Here is a 16386-nt window from a genome sequence, read left to right on the forward strand (position 1 = left end):
CTTTTTTGTAGCTTTGCGAAGATAATAAAAATAGGCGAAATTAGAAATGAGCTTCGAGGGCTGCGTAAGGGCTTAGTGACTCAGTTTCTCGGCGCGGCTGGCATCCAAACGCAAGAAAATAAAGAGTAAAATGGTAAACGACCAGAGTGATGATCCACCATAGCTAAAAAAGGGTAGCGGAATGCCAATTACAGGCGCCAAGCCAATGGTCATTCCAACGTTGATGACCAGGTGGAAGAAAAGAATACAAGCCACGCTGTAGCCATACACCCGGCTAAAGGTTGATCGCTGGCGTTCGGCCAGGTATAGGAGTCGAAGCAATAGAAATAGGAACAGCATAATGACAGTGGTGGTTCCTATAAATCCCCATTCTTCGCCCACGGTGCAAAAAATGAAGTCGGTGCTTTGCTCGGGCACAAAGTCAAACTTGGTTTGAGTGCCCTTCAGAAATCCTTTGCCGGAAAAACCGCCGGATCCAATCGCAATTTTCGACTGGTTCACATTCCAGCCGACACCGGTTGGATCTGAACTGATGCCGAGCAACTCATTGATTCGGCTTTGCTGGTGGGGCTGCAATACATTATTGACGACATAATCCACCGAAAAGGTCATCAATACCAGCCCGATGTACAAGGCTAAAACAATCAGTAGGTTGTATAGTCCTTTTCGCAACGTATAGATGGCAAAGATGATGGCCGACAAGATGGAGGCGAAAAGTAAAAGATGAACTTGCTGTTCGCCGAGCTTGAAAATAGGTCCGGCTAAAAGAAAAACAGCTGAAAGACTGGCGTAAATGCCTAATGCCTTGAGTGATTCAGACAGTTTTTGCCGCATGAAATAATGAAAGAGTAGCGCGCCAATACTTAAGGTAAAGATGGTGTGTAGGGGTGACAGAACTAATGTTAGAATAAAGATTAAGGCAGAGATGAAAGCCAGGAATAACACAGATCCAGACAAGCCTTCGCGGAATAGAACCAAAATAAAGACGCTGATTACCAGGGCTGAGCCGGTATCGTTTTGCATGAAGATGAGCAATACCGGAAGCAGTAAAATAGCACCGATAGTCAACAGGGATTGGAAGCGGTGCATTTTAAAGTTATAGGAACTCAAGTACTTGGACAGTGCGAGCGCGGTCGTGAATTTGACAAACTCCGCCGGCTGAATGGCTATTCCTCCAAGCTGAAACCAAGATGTTGCTCCTTTTACCTTGGTTCCGAAAAGAAGCACGGCAATCAGTAGCAGGATGGTGATGGCATAAAAAGCATAGGCGAAAAAGACGTAGAACTTGCTGTCGATAATGATGAGCGTAAAACCGATAACCAGCGCAGCACCAATCCATATCAGCTGTTTTCCGTAGCGTTGGGTCATGTCCAGAATGCTGCTGTGCTCTTCATTGTACACGGCTGCGTAAATGTTAATCCACCCCATGAAAACAAGGATGAGGTAGAGGATAATACTAAACCAGTCGAGGTTGGCCCATATGTTATTTCTTCTTGCCACGCTATTTATTTTGGTTGATTGGGATTTAATAAGTTGGCATTGCGCATACGTTCTTCGATGGCTAATCTTCGGGGCGCGATACTATTATTCAAATATTTTTCAATAATTAAACTGGCAATAGGCGCTGCATAGCGTGAGCCCCACACCCCGTTTTCAACATACACCGAAATGGCAATCTTCGGATTTTCTTTGGGCGCGAAAGCAATGAATACGGAGTGGTCTGAACCGTGCGGGTTTTGCACGGTTCCGGTCTTTCCGCAAATAACCGTGCTATCGAGTTTAGACGTGTAACGGACGTTGCTTTCTTCTACTACAGCCTGCATGCCTTCTATCACAACATCAAAATGTTCAGCAGCAATGCTGGTGTTGTGGCGCTCAAACTCGATGGGTTCTGGTTCATCCTTGGTGCTCCATACCGATTTAACCAGGTGCGGTGTAATGTAGTACCCTCGGTTGGCAATGGTTACAGCCAGGTTGGCCAGCTGAAATGGAGTGATAGACAATTCCCCTTGCCCAATTGCCAATGATCGGACGGTCAGGGCGTTCCAGTGCCGTTCGCCATAGTAAAAATTGTAGTAAGAGTCTTTCGGTATATTTCCGGAAAGTTCATTCCCCAGTTCTGTTCCCAGTCGTTGGCCAAGCCCGAAGGTCAGTAGGTGGTTTCTCCACGTGTTATAGCCTTCATCGGCTCGAGGGTATTTCCGGATAATAGAACTGAAGGTATTCCAGAAAAAAGGGTTGCACGACTCGCGGATGGCATCGCGAAGGCTAATCGGTGAATAATGATCGTGTGTACAGCGTATGGGGCGCGATCCACGTCCACTGCAGCTAAAGGCGCTATGTGTGGTTATGGCTTGCTCTTCGAGGCCAATCAAGGCATTTATGAGTTTAAAAGTCGATCCTGGTGGGTAAGCAGCCCGGATGGCCCGGTTAAAAATGGGCTCAAGCGTATCTTGTTGAAGCTTTTTGAAGTTCGCACCCCGTGAACGTCCTACCAGCAGCGATGGGTCGTAGGTTGGTGCACTTAAAAAAGCCAGAACCTCACCCGTTGCCGGCTCGATAGCTACTACGCTGCCTTTCTTATTTTGCATCAGGTATTCGGCGTAAGCCTGCAGATCGGCATCGAGCGTTGTGGAAAGGTTTTTCCCGAGCACAGCTACCGTGTCGCTGCGTCCTTCCCGGTAGCTGCCTTTGATGCGGTTGTGAACATCGACCAGCTGAAAATTGACGCCTTTTTGTCCGCGCAGTGCTTCTTCGTAGGCTTTCTCCAAACCGATAACGCCAATGTAGTCTCCCTGGGTATAGTAGGGATCGTTTTCTATTTTTGAACGATCAACCTCGCCGACATATCCAAGTACGTGAGCCGCTGTTTTTTGTGGGTATTCGCGCAGGGTACGTGCCTGAACAAAAAAGCCGGGGAAACGAAAAATCTTCTCTTGCAGCACGGCATAGTTTTCAGGCGAAAGCTGTTTGATGATTACCGACGGTTTGTAGGTGGAATATTTTTTGGCTTTTTGCAGACTTTCTACTAGTTCGGCCTTGTCAATATCTAAGATCCGGCAGAAACTGGTGGTGTCGAAAGCCGATACTTCTCTTGGGGTAACTAAGAGGTCATACGATGCTTTGTTGTAAACCAACAATTCGCCATTGCGGTCATAAATTAAACCACGCGCCGGGTAGGTGATGACCCTGCGGAGTACATTCCGTGTTGCGTACTGCTTATAATTATTTTCCAGCACCTGAAGCCGAAATAGCCGAACGGTGAATATTAAAGCAACTAGGATGAAAATGGCTCCCAATAAATATTTTCGTTTTGAGAAATTGTCCACTACCTTACTCCTTAAAAACCAGAAATTGGCTGATGATGATCAATATAATTGAAAACACGGCGCTAAACAAACTCCTTGTCAGCGTGTGAATAAATCCATTAAAAGTAAACACTTCAATAAAAAACAAAAAGAGATGATGGGTCAATACAAGGATTAGGGTATAGCGCAAGAACCAGCCAAATCCCATGGTCGTTAAGCGGGGTGGGGTGTTGGCTTCAATGGTATCGCGTGATGAGATCAGGCTGATGGTAGAAGGACGCAGAAATGCCATAAAGGTCGTTGCCGAAGCGTGAATCCCCGGGGTGTTACTGAAAATATCAATGGACAGGCCTAAAAAGAAGCCAAGAAAGAGTAACAGGTAGCGAGGGGTTTCAAACGGTAGAAGCAAAATAAAAAGAACATACAAATACGGGTTCACGTAACCACTGAACTGAATGTTGTTGAGAAGTAGTGTTTGCAACAGCACCAATACCAGAAGTATGATGACATATTTTAGTAGATCTCTAATCATTGGTGTTTTTATCCTCCAGGTTTATTTGTTCCTCTAAGAAATTATTTTTCACCAGATCAACATGCGTAATTGTTTTGAAATTGGTGGATAAGCGAATTTGTATTTTGTAAAAATTGGCTCCACTGTCATGATTGAAGTTTTCAATTACCCCAAGCATTATCCCTTCTGGGAAGATGGACGAATAGCCACTGGTAATAATCGTGTCGCCAACAGTCAACTCAACATGAAAGGGAATTTCATTTAATTGAGCATATTGGTGATCGAGACCAGCCCAGGATAAGGAACCGAAATAATTGTTTTTTTTGATTTTGGCCGATACGCGCCACCGTTTGTTCAGAATAGTTGGGCCCGAGCTGTAATGATCCGAAACATTGGTCACCATGCCCACCACGCCCTGGACACCTATAATCCCCATGTCGGGTTCAATTCCATCGAGCCGGCCCTTGTTAATGGTAATGTAGTTGTATTGTTTGTTGACCGACTTATTAATGATACGGGCCGGAATAAACTGGTAAGTAGTATCCGGGTTGATGGTGGTGTCTCGTTGGCTTAAATTATCAATTTCCAGTAGCTTTTGCAGCTTGGTTTGCAGCTCCGCATTTTCAGCAGCCAGCTCATCGTTTATTTTCCGTAGATGAAAATAATTGGTTAAGTTGCTGGATGCTTCAAAAATGGAGGCTGAAACCCGGTTGCTGGAATTGAGAAATTTGACTCGCTGAAAATTATTGTAGTTGACAATCAAAATGAGAGACACCACTTCGAGAGCCAAAAACAAGAATATGAAATAATGTCGAGCAAGAAACTGGAGCAAACTTCTCATGAAGTAGACTTATTTTGCTCTTTCCTACTCAGTATTACCTGATGAGGAAGGAGAATTTATCAACATTTTTTAGTGCGATTCCGGTGCCTCGGGCAACTGCTCTTAACGGATCTTCGGCTACGTGAAACGGAATATTAAGTTTTTCGGTTAAGCGTTTATCCAGACCACGTAGTAAGGCACCTCCACCGGCCAGGTAAATTCCCTTGGTAACAATGTCGGAGTATAATTCCGGCGGTGTTTGCTCCAAGGCACTTAAAATGGCAGTTTCAATTTTTGAAATGGATTTCTCCAGACAGTGCGAGATTTCCTGATACGAAACCGGTACTTCAATGGGCAACGCCGTCATCTGGTTTGGACCTTGAATGATAAAATCATTGGGTGGTTCCTCTAGTTGAGATAAGGCTGAACCAACATGAATCTTAATTTCCTCGGCAGTTCGTTCTCCGATTTTGATGTTGTGTTGGTGGCGCATGTATTCCATAATATCAGCTGTGAGGTCGTCACCGGCAATCCGGATGGATTTGTTGGTCACGATTCCTCCCAGTGAAATCACGGCAATTTCGGTTGTCCCTCCACCGATGTCCACAATCATGCTTCCTTCCGGGGCTTCCACGTCCAGTCCAATACCAATGGCTGCCGCCATCGGTTCGTAAATCATGTACACTTCGCGTCCTCCCGCATGTTCCGAAGAGTCACGAACCGCACGAATCTCCACTTCAGTAGAGCCCGAAGGAATACACACCACCATTTTTAAAGCAGGAGAGAAGAATTTAGACTTGGGATTGATCATTTTAATCATTCCCCTGATCATTTGCTCAGCGGCGTTAAAATCGGCAATCACTCCGTCACGCAAAGGCCTGATCGTTTTCAGGTTGGCGTGTGTTTTTCCTTGCATCTGGCGTGCTTTTTCACCAATGGCAACGAGTTTTTCTGTTTTGAGGTCGATCGTTACTATCGACGGTTCGTCCACCACTATTTTATCATTTTGAATGATAATGGTATTCGCCGTTCCAAGGTCAATCGCTATTTCTTGGGTTAAAAATGAAAACAATCCCATAGTATAATTCTCCTTACTGTATCAATATTCCGCTTTAGCAGTTGATGTGATTAATGTTTAAAATGCCGTCTTCCGGTGAATAACATGGCCATGCCAAATTCATCACAGGCTTCAATCACTTCATCATCGCGGATGCTGCCTCCGGGTTCTACAAGGTATTTAACCCCATACTCGTTGGCGGCCTCGATACTATCCCGGAACGGGAAAAAGGCATCAGAGATTAGTACAGACTCTTCAATTTTGATTCCTTCTTTCAGGTTGAAGCGAGGAATGGTTAATTGACGAAGACTGTCCAGACGGTTGGGTTGCCCCATGCCGGCACCTGTAAGCCAGAACGAGCCATCCGTATTTTCAGTGACCAGAGCAATGGCATTGCTCTTTAAATGTTTACATGCTGTTATTCCAAACTTGGCCAGATTTATTTTATTGTCATCAAATTGAATTTTTGTGACATTTTTGAATTCGGTATCCATCCCTTCATCTTCATCCTGAACCAGCATGCCTCCGCTGATTGAGCGGTATAGCTTTTCACCGGTTGATTCCGCTTTAACAGGAGTAACCAGCAAACGAAGGTTTTTCTTCTTGCTGAAGATCTCAAGTGCTTCGGGGGTGAATTCAGGGGCGATGATGATTTCTACAAACTTTTTCCCAAACCAGCTAGCCACTTCCGCTGTTACCGTATCGGTAAAGCAAATGATGGATCCAAAGGCACTGATCGGATCACCGGCCCATGCCAGATCCAGCGATTGCAGAACGTTGTCGGTTACAGCCAGCCCGCAAGGGTTTAGGTGTTTAATAACCGAAACAGCTACTTTGTTTTCCAAGTGTGTTACTGCATGGTACGCATCGCTGGCCGATTTCCAGGCTGCGTCAGCGTCGAGCAGGTTGTTGTATGACAGCGCTTTCCCTTGCAATACGTCAGCATTGGCTAAGGTTGTTTTATTGTCGGTGTTGTCAAACTTGTAAAAGGTGGCCGATTGGTGTGGGTTTTCGCCATAACGCAACACATGTCCGTCATTCAGACTTACCCGGTTGGTTTCCGTAATCCCTTCGTTGAAATAATTGAAGATGGCTGAGTCGTAATGCGAAGAAGTGGCAAAGGCTTTGCGAGCAAATGCTTTGCGGTCTTCAAACGAGCTTTCGCCATTTTTCTCATCTAGCAATTGGATGAATTCTTCGTATTGATTGCGTGATGAAACGATGATTACATCGTTAAAGTTTTTAGCTGCAGCACGAATTAATGCAATACCGCCAATATCTATTTTTTCAATGATGTCTTGTTCCGAAGCGCCAGAAGCAACTGTTTCTTCAAAAGGGTACAAATCAACAATGACTAAATCAATTTCAGGAATCTCATACTCCGTCAGTTGTTTCTGATCTCCTTCGTGATCTCGTCGATTCAAAATGCCACCAAAAACTTTGGGGTGAAGTGTTTTTACCCGACCTCCAAGGATGGATGGGTAACTGGTTAGGTCTTCAACAGGGGTTACTTGGGTTCCTAAACCTTCAATAAATGATTGGGTTCCACCTGTTGAGAAAATTTGTACGCCTAACTTGTCAAGTTTTTCTACGATAGCATCCAGCTTGTCTTTATGATAAACCGAAATGAGTGCCGATTTAATCTTTTTTAAATCCTTCATTTAGAGTCTTTTGAAATTGATGGACAAAGATAATAAAAACGACTGGTTTTCCTTTCTCAAAAGGAAGCGAATTCCGCAATTTATTATCGAAAAGATACCAACAGCTTTTGTTGGTTTCGTTCCTTTTTTTGAACCTTGAAAGCCTTGATTTGGGTGGAATAGTTTTATCTTTATTGATCTAAACGAAAAGGATGCTTTTACTGCGACTCATTATTGAAAGCTTTAATTTTGCCGGCGATTCCTTGCGGGCCAATAAATTGCGCACATTCTTGTCTTTGTTAGGCATTACCATTGGTATTTTTGCCATCATCTCGGTTTTTACGGTGATTGACTCCCTGGAAAACTATATTCGGAAGAGTTTGAATGCCTTGGGCGACAACATGGTCTATGTGCAGAAATGGCCCTGGACACCTCCGGAGGGAGAAGCAGAATATCCGTGGTGGAAATACCTGAACCGCCCGGTGCCTGAAATGGGTGAAGCTGATGAGTTGATGCGGCGGTCGCAGTTTAGCGAAAATGCGGTCTTTTTATTTGGCTTCAATACCACTGTTCAATATGGAAACAGTACGTCTGAAAATACGGAAGTGCTGGCTACTACACATGATTTGATTGACACCTGGAGTCTCGATGTGGACCAGGGGCGCTATTTTACGGAGTCGGAAAGCCATTCGGGAGCTCCTATGGCTTTGCTTGGAAGTGAATTGGTCGATCGCTTGTTTGGGGGTATTAATCCTGTGGGGAAGGAATTTAAAGCAATGGGACATCGTTTTCTTGTTATTGGAACCTATAAAAAGAAGGGAGCGGATATGTTCGGGACCAGTATGGATAAGCGAATTCATATCCCGGTGAATTATGCCGCGAACATGGTCGATTTTAAAAATCGAGACCGGGGGCAAACCATAAATGTGAAATCGAAATCCGGGGTGGGGCGTGAAGAGTTTGTGGCCGAACTGGAAGGAATTATGAGGACCTTGCGCCGCTTGAGCCCTATGGAGGAAAACGATTTTGCTATTAATGAAGTGAGTGCTATAAGTAATCGCTTTGACGCTTTTTTTGTTGTCTTTAACTTGGCGGGCTGGGTAATCGGCGGATTTAGTATTGTTGTTGGAGGCTTCGGAATCGCCAATATCATGTTTGTGTCGGTTAAGGAGCGCACCCGGGTCATCGGCATTCAGAAGGCTTTGGGAGCCAAAAAATACTTTATATTACTTCAGTTTATTTTTGAATCGGTTATTCTCTCGATAATGGGCGGACTGGTCGGCTTGTTTCTGATCTTTCTGGGAACGGGCATTTTTAGTTACGTGTCGGATATGACTATCGCCATGAATACCGAAAATGTACTGTTGGGAGTGATGATTTCCGGAGTGATTGGTGTTTTGTCCGGCTTTTTGCCGGCCTTATCGGCAGCCCGGCTCGATCCGGTGGAGGCGATCAATACGGTGTGAGAGGGGTAAGGTTCCAAGTTCCAAGTTTCAGTTGCCCGGCCATAGGAATGGAGATGAATGCTCAAAAGTTAAGATGAACTTCAGTCTTTAAAAGACTAGCCGCTGATTTTTCCGAATGCCTAATGTGTCACCTTAAAGTTTCGTACTTCCCAGATGAATAAGGGCATCGCCCTGATAAACGATGGGGGCGTGGTTGAGTCCTAACACGTGACCACTGGCCGGCATGCGTACTTTGTATTCAAATTTGCCATAAGGATCGGAAATACTTCCAATAATTTCTCCTTTTTCAACTTTCGCTCCATCTTTGATGTGAAATCGGAAAAGTCCGCCATGACGCGCGCGGACCCAAGTGGATTGTTCGATAATGATGGACTCCGGCATTTCCATTTCAGCCAGCTCTTCGGAGAAATCTCGCATCTCAAGGTGGTGCATGATACGCTTAACTCCCCGGGTGCCGCGCATGGTAATACGCTTGTGAAAGTCGAGCGATTTCCCTCCTTCAAATAACAATACCTGTTTGCCTGCCCGGGTGGCTGCCTGCCGGAACGATTTTTCGCGGTCGGGAGCAAAGACGATGAAGCGAGGGTTGAATACCTTAGCCAGTTCTAACAGTTCAGGGTTTCCTCGGCTAATACGGATTTGTGAGCTGTTGAATCGGTTGGCTCCCCCCGTGTGAAAATCGATACAGTAATCAACATGAGGCATAATGTTATTCATGAGATGAAAGGCAAAGATGCTGGCCAGTGACCCGTTTTTTGAGCCGGGAAAAACGCGGTTGAGGTCTTTGCCATCCGGAAATTCACGCGTTTGGCTCAGAAATCCAAAGACATTTAATACCGGAATGCAAATCACGGTTCCCCGCTGCGGTTTGTTGAGCTTCCGGGAGATGATGTCCCGAATGATTTCGACTCCGTTGACTTCGTTGCCATGAATGCCCGCATTGAGTAAAAGTACCGGCCCGTCTTCCCGGCCGCGCTCTACAATTACGGGAACTTCAACTTTTGCTCGCGTGTGCAGGCGGGCAATGTCCAGGTTTAGAATGGTCTGCTTCCCGGGGAGAATAGAGGTTCCCAGGATGCTCATCGGTTGGTGCTTTCTCATGATGCAAAGCGTTTAAACGTTGCGTTCAACATAGCGAATGATGTTCCTCGCAATATCTGTTCCGGTGGCTGATTCAATTCCTTCCAGTCCCGGCGATGAGTTGACTTCAAGGATCAGTGGTCCGTGATTTGATTGCAAGATATCGACACCAGCTACGCCTAGACCCATAACCCGGGCGGCTTTTAGTGCTGCATTTTCTTCGTCTTCTGTCAGTTCAATTATTTCGGCTGTGCCTCCCCGGTGCAGGTTGGAGCGGAATTCGCCTTTTTTGCCCTGGCGTTTCATGGCGCCAACAACAACCCCATCAACAACAAAGGCCCGAACGTCTGATCCTTTGGATTCCTTGATGTATTCCTGAACAATTACACGTGCTTTTAATCCGTTAAACGCTTCGAGAACCGATTCTGCAGCATTGTCTGTTTCGGCCAGCACAACGCCCAGTCCCTGTGTTCCTTCAAGAACCTTGATAACGACCGGAGTTCCACCAACATTCTTGATGATGTCTTTCACATTACGTGAGTAGTTGGTGAAAACGGTTTTGGGTAGTCCGAGTCCGGCGCGGCTTAATATTTGCAGGCTTCGCAGTTTGTCGCGCGAACGGACTAAGGCCTGCGATTCGATGGCGGTAAATACTTTCATCATTTCGAACTGGCGAACTACGGCTGTGCCGAAGAAGGTAACTGAGGCGCCAATGCGGGGAATGACCGCGTCAACATCTTCCAGTTTCTGACCTTTGTAATATACCGCGGGCTTTTTCTTTTCGATTACCAGGTCGCACTTGGAGTGGTCGACGGTGAGCATTTCATGTCCACGTTGCTGGCCGGCTTCGATTAAGCGTGTTGTAGAGTAAAGATTTGGATTTCGTGATAAAACAACAATTTTCATCCGTTCTGTTTTAATATTAAGTTACAATGTATGGAACTTTCGATGAAATGTAAACCTGCCGGTTTGTTTTTTGGTGTTGGGCAAATTTGAATTTCCGTTTGATTCCTACCTTCTTTTTAAAAGGTTATGGTTTTTATTTTTCCTCTCAAGGATAAATTTCGTAGTGAGCTGTCGACAATAAATCGTTTTGAAAGAAACTTGCGCCCCAGTAGCACCGGGAATTTCATGGCTCCTCGCTCTGTTAGCGTAAGCTCGATGGGAAACACCTGGTTGAACAACTTCATTTCTGTTGAAATGCTGAATCGTTCTTCGAGCAGTCCATTTGAACTCTTTACTTTCTTTAGCGAGAAGCTGTCAAAAATAAACTCTTTGTCATGGTATTTATCGTGTTGAGGGTCGAGGAAATGACATTTTAGTTTTTCTTTTCCGTCAACATAGATAAGCTCTATGTTGTGGCAATGAAAGCTGGATGTATAGGCTCCTGTGTCCGATTTTACTTCAACCCCTTCTAATTTTAAGAGGGGGAAGTCAGCGACATCTTCACGTCCTATGAGTATTCTTGAAAGCGTCATTGCTTAAATAATGTTGAAAAACATTTTGGCAACCATCATATATAACATGAGTCCGAGGATATCGTTCATCGTGGTAATAAAAGGTCCTGTGGCTAGTGCCGGGTCTATTTTTAGTTTGTTAAGTGCCAGGGGGATGGTTGTTCCAAAGAGCGAGGCAAAAACAATAACCATGAATAGCGAAATACTTACGGCCCAGGTTAATTTCAGGCTTTCGCCAAAGAAAAAATTGTAACAAAAGATCAGGGTCGAGAATACCAACGCGGTAATCATTCCCACAGCCAGTTCTTTCAATAGTTTTTTTCCAAAGGAATCGAAATCGCGCGCACCGCTTGCAATGGTTTGCACCACAATGGAGGACGATTGAACCCCGACATTTCCGGCCATCGCCGCAATCAGCGGAATAAAGAAGGCAATCCCCTGAATTTGGGCGAGTGCCGTTTCATTGGCTCCCAACACCCGGGCTCCCATAATACCTCCCAGAAGTCCGATCAGCAACCACGGAAGTCGTGCGCGTGTCAGGTTCCAAACCCGGTCACCCGATTCCACATCGCCGGTAATACCCGAAACCATCTGGTAATCTTTCTCGGCCTCTTCCCTAATCACGTCTACTACGTCGTCAATGGTAATGCGTCCTTTTAACCGACCAATGTGGTCAACGACCGGAATGGCTACCAGGTCGAAACGTTCCATCGCTTGTGCTACCTCTTCTTGTGAGGCATCTGTTTTTACGTAATGGATTTCGTCTTCAACCAGGTTTTTAATTTTGGAGTTGGTAGGGTTTAAAATCAGCCTTTTCAGCGATAAGATTCCTTTCAGAAAATCGCCATCGTCTACCACATACACGTAATATATTTCATCAATATCTTCTGCTTGTCTCGATATTTCCTTGAGCGAAGTTTGAACGGTCCAATTCTCGTTAACTTTAATGAGCTCTTTGGCCATCAGTCCACCCGCCGATTCTTCGTCGTACTCCAGCAGGTCGGCAATGTCGCCAGCCTGCTCTTTATCCTTCATTTCCTGAAGAACAGCTTCCTTCATGTCATCTTCCAGGTCGCGAACCACGTCTGCGGCATCATCCGAATCCATGTATTCAATGAATTGGTGAGCGATTAATTCCGGGGGAAGGATTCGTAGGAATTTTCGGCGTTCATTTTCGGGGATCTCCACCATGACATCCGATGCTTTTTCGGGGTCGAGCAGTAGGTAGAGGTATTTGGCCTCGTCCATGGTCAGCTCGTCCATCAGGTCGGCAATATCCGTGGCGTGGAAGCCTTCCAGTTTTTCTGAAATAGCTTCTTTTGATTCACTTTCGATAAGAATTTTCAGCTCATCGATATATTCTCTGTTGAGTTCAAATTGCATGCAGCTGTTTTTAGGGCTGATTTTCGATCAGCCGGGTTAAACGTTCAAAGTCATTAACAGATAACTGCTCGGGACGTTTAGAAAACAGCGGATCATGTTTTAATTCGTCATCTCTGATAAATGCTTTGACGGAGTTGCGGAGGGTCTTGCGTCGCTGGTTGAAGCCAGCTTTCACCAGCTGGAAGAATAATTTTTCATTGCAGTCCAGCTTTTGGGTGGCATTGCGGCGCAGGCGGATGACTCCGGATTTGACTTTTGGGGGAGGGTTAAAGACATTTTCGTGGACGGTAAACAGGTATTCGATGTCGTAAAAAGCCTGAAGGAACACACTCAGGATACCATAGGCTTTACTGCCCGGTCCGGTTGCCAACCGTTCGGCCACTTCTTTTTGGATCATGCCCACCACTTCGGGTATTTGATCGCGATATTCTAAAACCTTGAAAAATATTTGTGATGAAATGTTGTAGGGGAAATTGCCAATAATGGCAAAGGGGTCACTGAAGTGTTCGTTCAGGTTCATCTTCAAAAAATCTTTGGAAAGAATCCGGTCTTCCAGTTCCGGATAATGTTCTTGAAGGTAGGCAACCGATTCCCGGTCAATTTCAACAACGGTTGTTTGATACGATTCTTTTTGTAATAAAAATTGGGTGAGAACGCCCATACCCGGGCCAATCTCCAATACCTGGTTAAGCTTCTCAGCTTGCAGGCTATCAACTATTTTGTGGGCAATATTCTTGTCGGTTAAGAAATGTTGTCCCAGATTTTTTTTTGCTCTGACGTTGGCCATTGTACTTGTTCTCGTGTTTTGTGGATGTTAGATATGTTGTTAAAAAGCGAGGTGAATTAAAACAAATATCTATTTTTGTCTGCGAAACTTGCCTTTTTCAAGGCGTGCAAATGTAATAAAGTACTTAATAAAAATATGAAGTGTCGCTAAAATCGATCTTAAAATTAGCGTAATTTCAGTAATTAACAAGTTTGCTTTGAATTCAAAAATCACAAAAAGCCTTAAATTTCTTGCCTTTCTAGCAGTAGGAGCTCTTTTATTTTGGCTGGTATATAAAGATCAGGATGTTGAACGATTGAAATCTATCCTAAAAAATGATGTCAATTATTGGTGGGTTCTGCTGTCTCTGGTCTTGGGGCTGTTAAGCCATGTTAGCCGGACCATACGCTGGAACCTGATGATTGAGCCTCTAGGCAAAACGCCACGTACCTTAAACACCTTTCTGGCGGTGATGGTTGGTTATTTAATGAATCTTGTTCTTCCGCGGATGGGCGAGATTTCGCGTTGTGGGGTGTTGTCCCGCTACGAGAATATGTCGTTTACTCAGCTGATCGGCACCGTGGTGGTCGAGCGGATTATCGATGTCATTATGCTGCTGTTGTTAACACTCACCATCATCATCGGGCAGTTTGGACAGGTGATTCAGTTTTTGGATAACAATCCTGAAGTAAAGGCACAATTGTCAAATATTGCATTTTCGCCCTGGGCGGTTTTGATTATTGCAGCTATTGTGACATCGCTTGTGTTTTTTCGCCGGCGGCTGTTGCACACGAAAGCCTTAGGAAAGGTCAGAGTTATTCTCAGTAATTTTTCGGAGGGCTTACGCTCGTTTAAAGGCATGAAAAACAAATGGGCCTTTCTGGTACATTCGGTTTTTATCTGGGTGATGTATTACTTGATGTTGTATGTGATTTTCTTTTCATTCGACTTTACTTCGCACTTGTCGGCTATTGCCGGACTGACCACTTTTGTTCTGGGAAGCTATGGTATGGTGGCTCCGGTTCAGGGAGGCATTGGCGCCTGGCATTTTATGGTTATGCAAGTCCTGATGGTTTATGGCATTGACAAGGCTGACGGCATGGTTTTCGCCCTGCTGGCCCACACATCCATGATGGGCATGATGATTATTCTCGGATTGATTTCCTTGCTAATTCTGCCTTTTATCAACCGGCGGGAAGCTATCGCATAATAAGGTTATCCTCTTGTTGGGGTGTTAATCGACGGATTAGTTTGGTTTGAAGGTTGCCAGCTTCGTACTTCTTTTTAATTTTGGGGATTAGCATTGCTTACATTAAAAAAGCACTGGTGCGTTTGTGGTTAAAATTATTCGTCTCCAAAATTTAGGTGAAGCTTATATTTCATGAATACAGAGTTATTTATAGCACGTCGGTTATTTTCATCCAAAGATAAGACCCAAAGAATGTCGCGGCGCATTGTTCGGCTGGCCGTGGCAGGTATTAGCCTGGGGATGATGGTTATGGTTTTGGCCGTCGGTATTGTAACTGGGTTTCAGCGCGAAATTGAAGATAAAGTGAATGGCTTTGCCGCGCACCTTCAGGTGGTTAACTACGACAGTAACTTATCTTATCAGACCGAATCGATCAAGCAAGCCCAGCCTTTTTTGGATGAGCTAAAAGCCATGCCCGAGGTGAAGCATGTGCAGCAGTTTATCACCAAGCCTGGCATGATTCGTACTGAGGACGCTATTCAGGGTATGGTGCTGAAAGGCATTGGCTCCGATTTTGACTGGAACTTTTTCGACCATAACCGGGTGGCGGGCAAGCGTCTGGTGCTGGATTCGCTGCGAACCAATCAAGTATGGATTTCGGAGCAAATTTCGAATTTGCTGAAGCTGCAACTGGGCGATTCATTTCGCATGTATTTCCTGAATGAAAAAGAGCGCACACCCCGTATCCGCCAGTTTGAGGTTGGTGGAATTTACCGGACAGGGCTTGAAGAGTTCGATGAGATGTTTATGCTGATCGACATCCGACATCTCCAAAGTCTGAATTCGTGGGATGAGGATGAAATTAGTGGTTACGAAATTTTTGTCAACGACCTGGACGAAGTGGATGAGCTGGAGTATGAGGTGCGCAACCTGGTTTTAGCCAACCTGGCCGATGACGACTCGCTGCTGCGCGTGATTAACATCAAACGCAAGTTTCCCCATATTTTCGACTGGCTCAACTTGCTCGACATGAATGTGTGGATCATTTTGGTGCTGATGGTACTGGTGGCCGGCTTTAACATGGTTTCGGGCCTGCTGGTGATTATTTTGGAACGTACCCAGATGATTGGGATTTTGAAATCGCTGGGAGCAGCCAATGTCAATGTCCGGAAAATATTTCTGTACTTTTCGGCTTTCCTGATTGGCGAAGGGTTGCTGTGGGGCAATGTGCTGGGCTTGATCCTCGCGCTTTTGCAGCATTATTTTGAAATCATCCACCTCGACCCAACGTCTTATTATGTCGATACCGTGCCGGTGAATATTTCCATTCTGCATTTGCTCTTGCTGAATATTGGCGCGCTGGGAATTACCATTTTCATGTTGCTGGGCCCTTCCTACTTTGTCAGCCGCATTGCACCCGAAAAAACCATCCGCTTCGATTAGGGGGGAATTGGTTGTCGGTTGTCAGTTGCTTTTTTGCTCTGTGTCGCTCTGTGAATTACTCCTGGTTACTCAGTGGTTGAAAATTTTGTCAGTGATGGTCATAAAGATTGATTTTCGGATATTCAGATGCTCAGATTTTCAGATTGTGCGTGAGTTCGCGCCTTCGTGCCCTCGTGCGTTCTGTCTGTTTTCTCGATTCTCTTAACCCATCCGTCACGGTTCCCGGGACATCTTCCCTTCGAGAAGAGTAGGGAATCCAACCACTA

At 45.2% G+C, this 16386-nt stretch carries 14 protein-coding genes; 3 read left to right on the forward strand and 11 right to left on the reverse strand.

The features are described 5' to 3' along the window. Window positions 1–72: 72 nt before the first annotated feature. Genes rodA through purH form a run of 6 tightly spaced genes read right to left on the reverse strand, consistent with a single transcriptional unit; the run spans window position 73 to window position 7357 of the window. Complete coding sequence (gene rodA, locus ACUNWA_RS09430; protein WP_445591650.1) at window positions 73–1500, reverse strand: rod shape-determining protein RodA; 1428 nt, start codon at window positions 1498–1500, stop codon at window positions 73–75. A gap of 5 nt (window positions 1501–1505) precedes the next feature. Continuing rightward, window positions 1506–3329 (reverse strand): penicillin-binding protein 2, encoded by a 1824-nt coding sequence (mrdA, locus tag ACUNWA_RS09435; protein ID WP_445591651.1) that lies wholly within the window; start codon window positions 3327–3329, stop codon window positions 1506–1508. Between the two features lie 4 nt (window positions 3330–3333). Further along, window positions 3334–3840: a rod shape-determining protein MreD gene (gene mreD, locus ACUNWA_RS09440; protein ID WP_445591652.1), complete on the reverse strand. Its 507-nt coding sequence runs from the start codon at window positions 3838–3840 to the stop codon at window positions 3334–3336. Then, a complete protein-coding gene (mreC, locus tag ACUNWA_RS09445; protein WP_445591653.1) occupies window positions 3833–4660 on the reverse strand; it encodes a rod shape-determining protein MreC in 828 nt (275 codons plus the stop codon). Before mreC ends, mreD begins: the two co-directional genes overlap by 8 nt. Window positions 4661–4694: 34 nt before the next feature. After that, entirely contained in the window at window positions 4695–5717 is a 1023-nt protein-coding gene (locus tag ACUNWA_RS09450) for a rod shape-determining protein (RefSeq protein ID WP_299583834.1), read from the reverse strand. A 50-nt stretch (window positions 5718–5767) separates the two neighbouring features. Next, the gene (purH, locus tag ACUNWA_RS09455; RefSeq protein ID WP_445591654.1) at window positions 5768–7357 is read right to left on the reverse strand and encodes a bifunctional phosphoribosylaminoimidazolecarboxamide formyltransferase/IMP cyclohydrolase; all 1590 of its coding nucleotides are present in this window, start codon (window positions 7355–7357) and stop codon (window positions 5768–5770) included. 191 nt (window positions 7358–7548) lie between these two features. Here purH and ACUNWA_RS09460 point away from each other — a divergent pair, with 191 nt between their 5' ends. Further along, window positions 7549–8802, forward strand: a complete 1254-nt coding sequence (locus tag ACUNWA_RS09460) for an ABC transporter permease (protein WP_445591655.1) — start codon at window positions 7549–7551, stop codon at window positions 8800–8802. Between the two features lie 132 nt (window positions 8803–8934). On the opposite strand, the gene ACUNWA_RS09465 is transcribed toward ACUNWA_RS09460, so the two are convergent. The 5 genes from ACUNWA_RS09465 to rsmA form a co-directional block, all read right to left on the reverse strand. Continuing rightward, a complete protein-coding gene (locus ACUNWA_RS09465) occupies window positions 8935–9903 on the reverse strand; it encodes a succinylglutamate desuccinylase/aspartoacylase family protein (RefSeq protein WP_445591656.1) in 969 nt (322 codons plus the stop codon). Window positions 9904–9915: 12 nt separating this feature from the next. Beyond that, on the reverse strand, window positions 9916–10788 hold the full coding sequence (gene rimK, locus ACUNWA_RS09470) for a 30S ribosomal protein S6--L-glutamate ligase (RefSeq protein WP_445591657.1): 873 nt from the start codon (window positions 10786–10788) through the stop codon (window positions 9916–9918). A 116-nt stretch (window positions 10789–10904) separates the two neighbouring features. Continuing rightward, window positions 10905–11360: an ATP-dependent zinc protease family protein gene (locus tag ACUNWA_RS09475; RefSeq protein ID WP_445591658.1), complete on the reverse strand. Its 456-nt coding sequence runs from the start codon at window positions 11358–11360 to the stop codon at window positions 10905–10907. 3 nt (window positions 11361–11363) lie between these two features. Beyond that, window positions 11364–12722: a magnesium transporter gene (gene mgtE, locus ACUNWA_RS09480; RefSeq protein ID WP_445591659.1), complete on the reverse strand. Its 1359-nt coding sequence runs from the start codon at window positions 12720–12722 to the stop codon at window positions 11364–11366. A gap of 10 nt (window positions 12723–12732) precedes the next feature. After that, the gene (rsmA, locus tag ACUNWA_RS09485) at window positions 12733–13509 is read right to left on the reverse strand and encodes a 16S rRNA (adenine(1518)-N(6)/adenine(1519)-N(6))-dimethyltransferase RsmA (protein WP_445591660.1); all 777 of its coding nucleotides are present in this window, start codon (window positions 13507–13509) and stop codon (window positions 12733–12735) included. Between the two features lie 196 nt (window positions 13510–13705). Between rsmA and ACUNWA_RS09490 the strand changes: the two genes are divergently transcribed. Next, window positions 13706–14698, forward strand: a complete 993-nt coding sequence (locus tag ACUNWA_RS09490) for a lysylphosphatidylglycerol synthase transmembrane domain-containing protein (protein ID WP_445591661.1) — start codon at window positions 13706–13708, stop codon at window positions 14696–14698. Window positions 14699–14869: 171 nt separating this feature from the next. Next, window positions 14870–16120 carry an ABC transporter permease gene (locus ACUNWA_RS09495; protein ID WP_445591662.1) on the forward strand — a complete coding sequence of 417 codons (1251 nt, stop codon included), beginning with the start codon at window positions 14870–14872 and terminating at the stop codon, window positions 16118–16120. Window positions 16121–16386 lie beyond the last annotated feature (266 nt).

Source organism: Sunxiuqinia sp. sy24 (assembly GCF_052677165.1).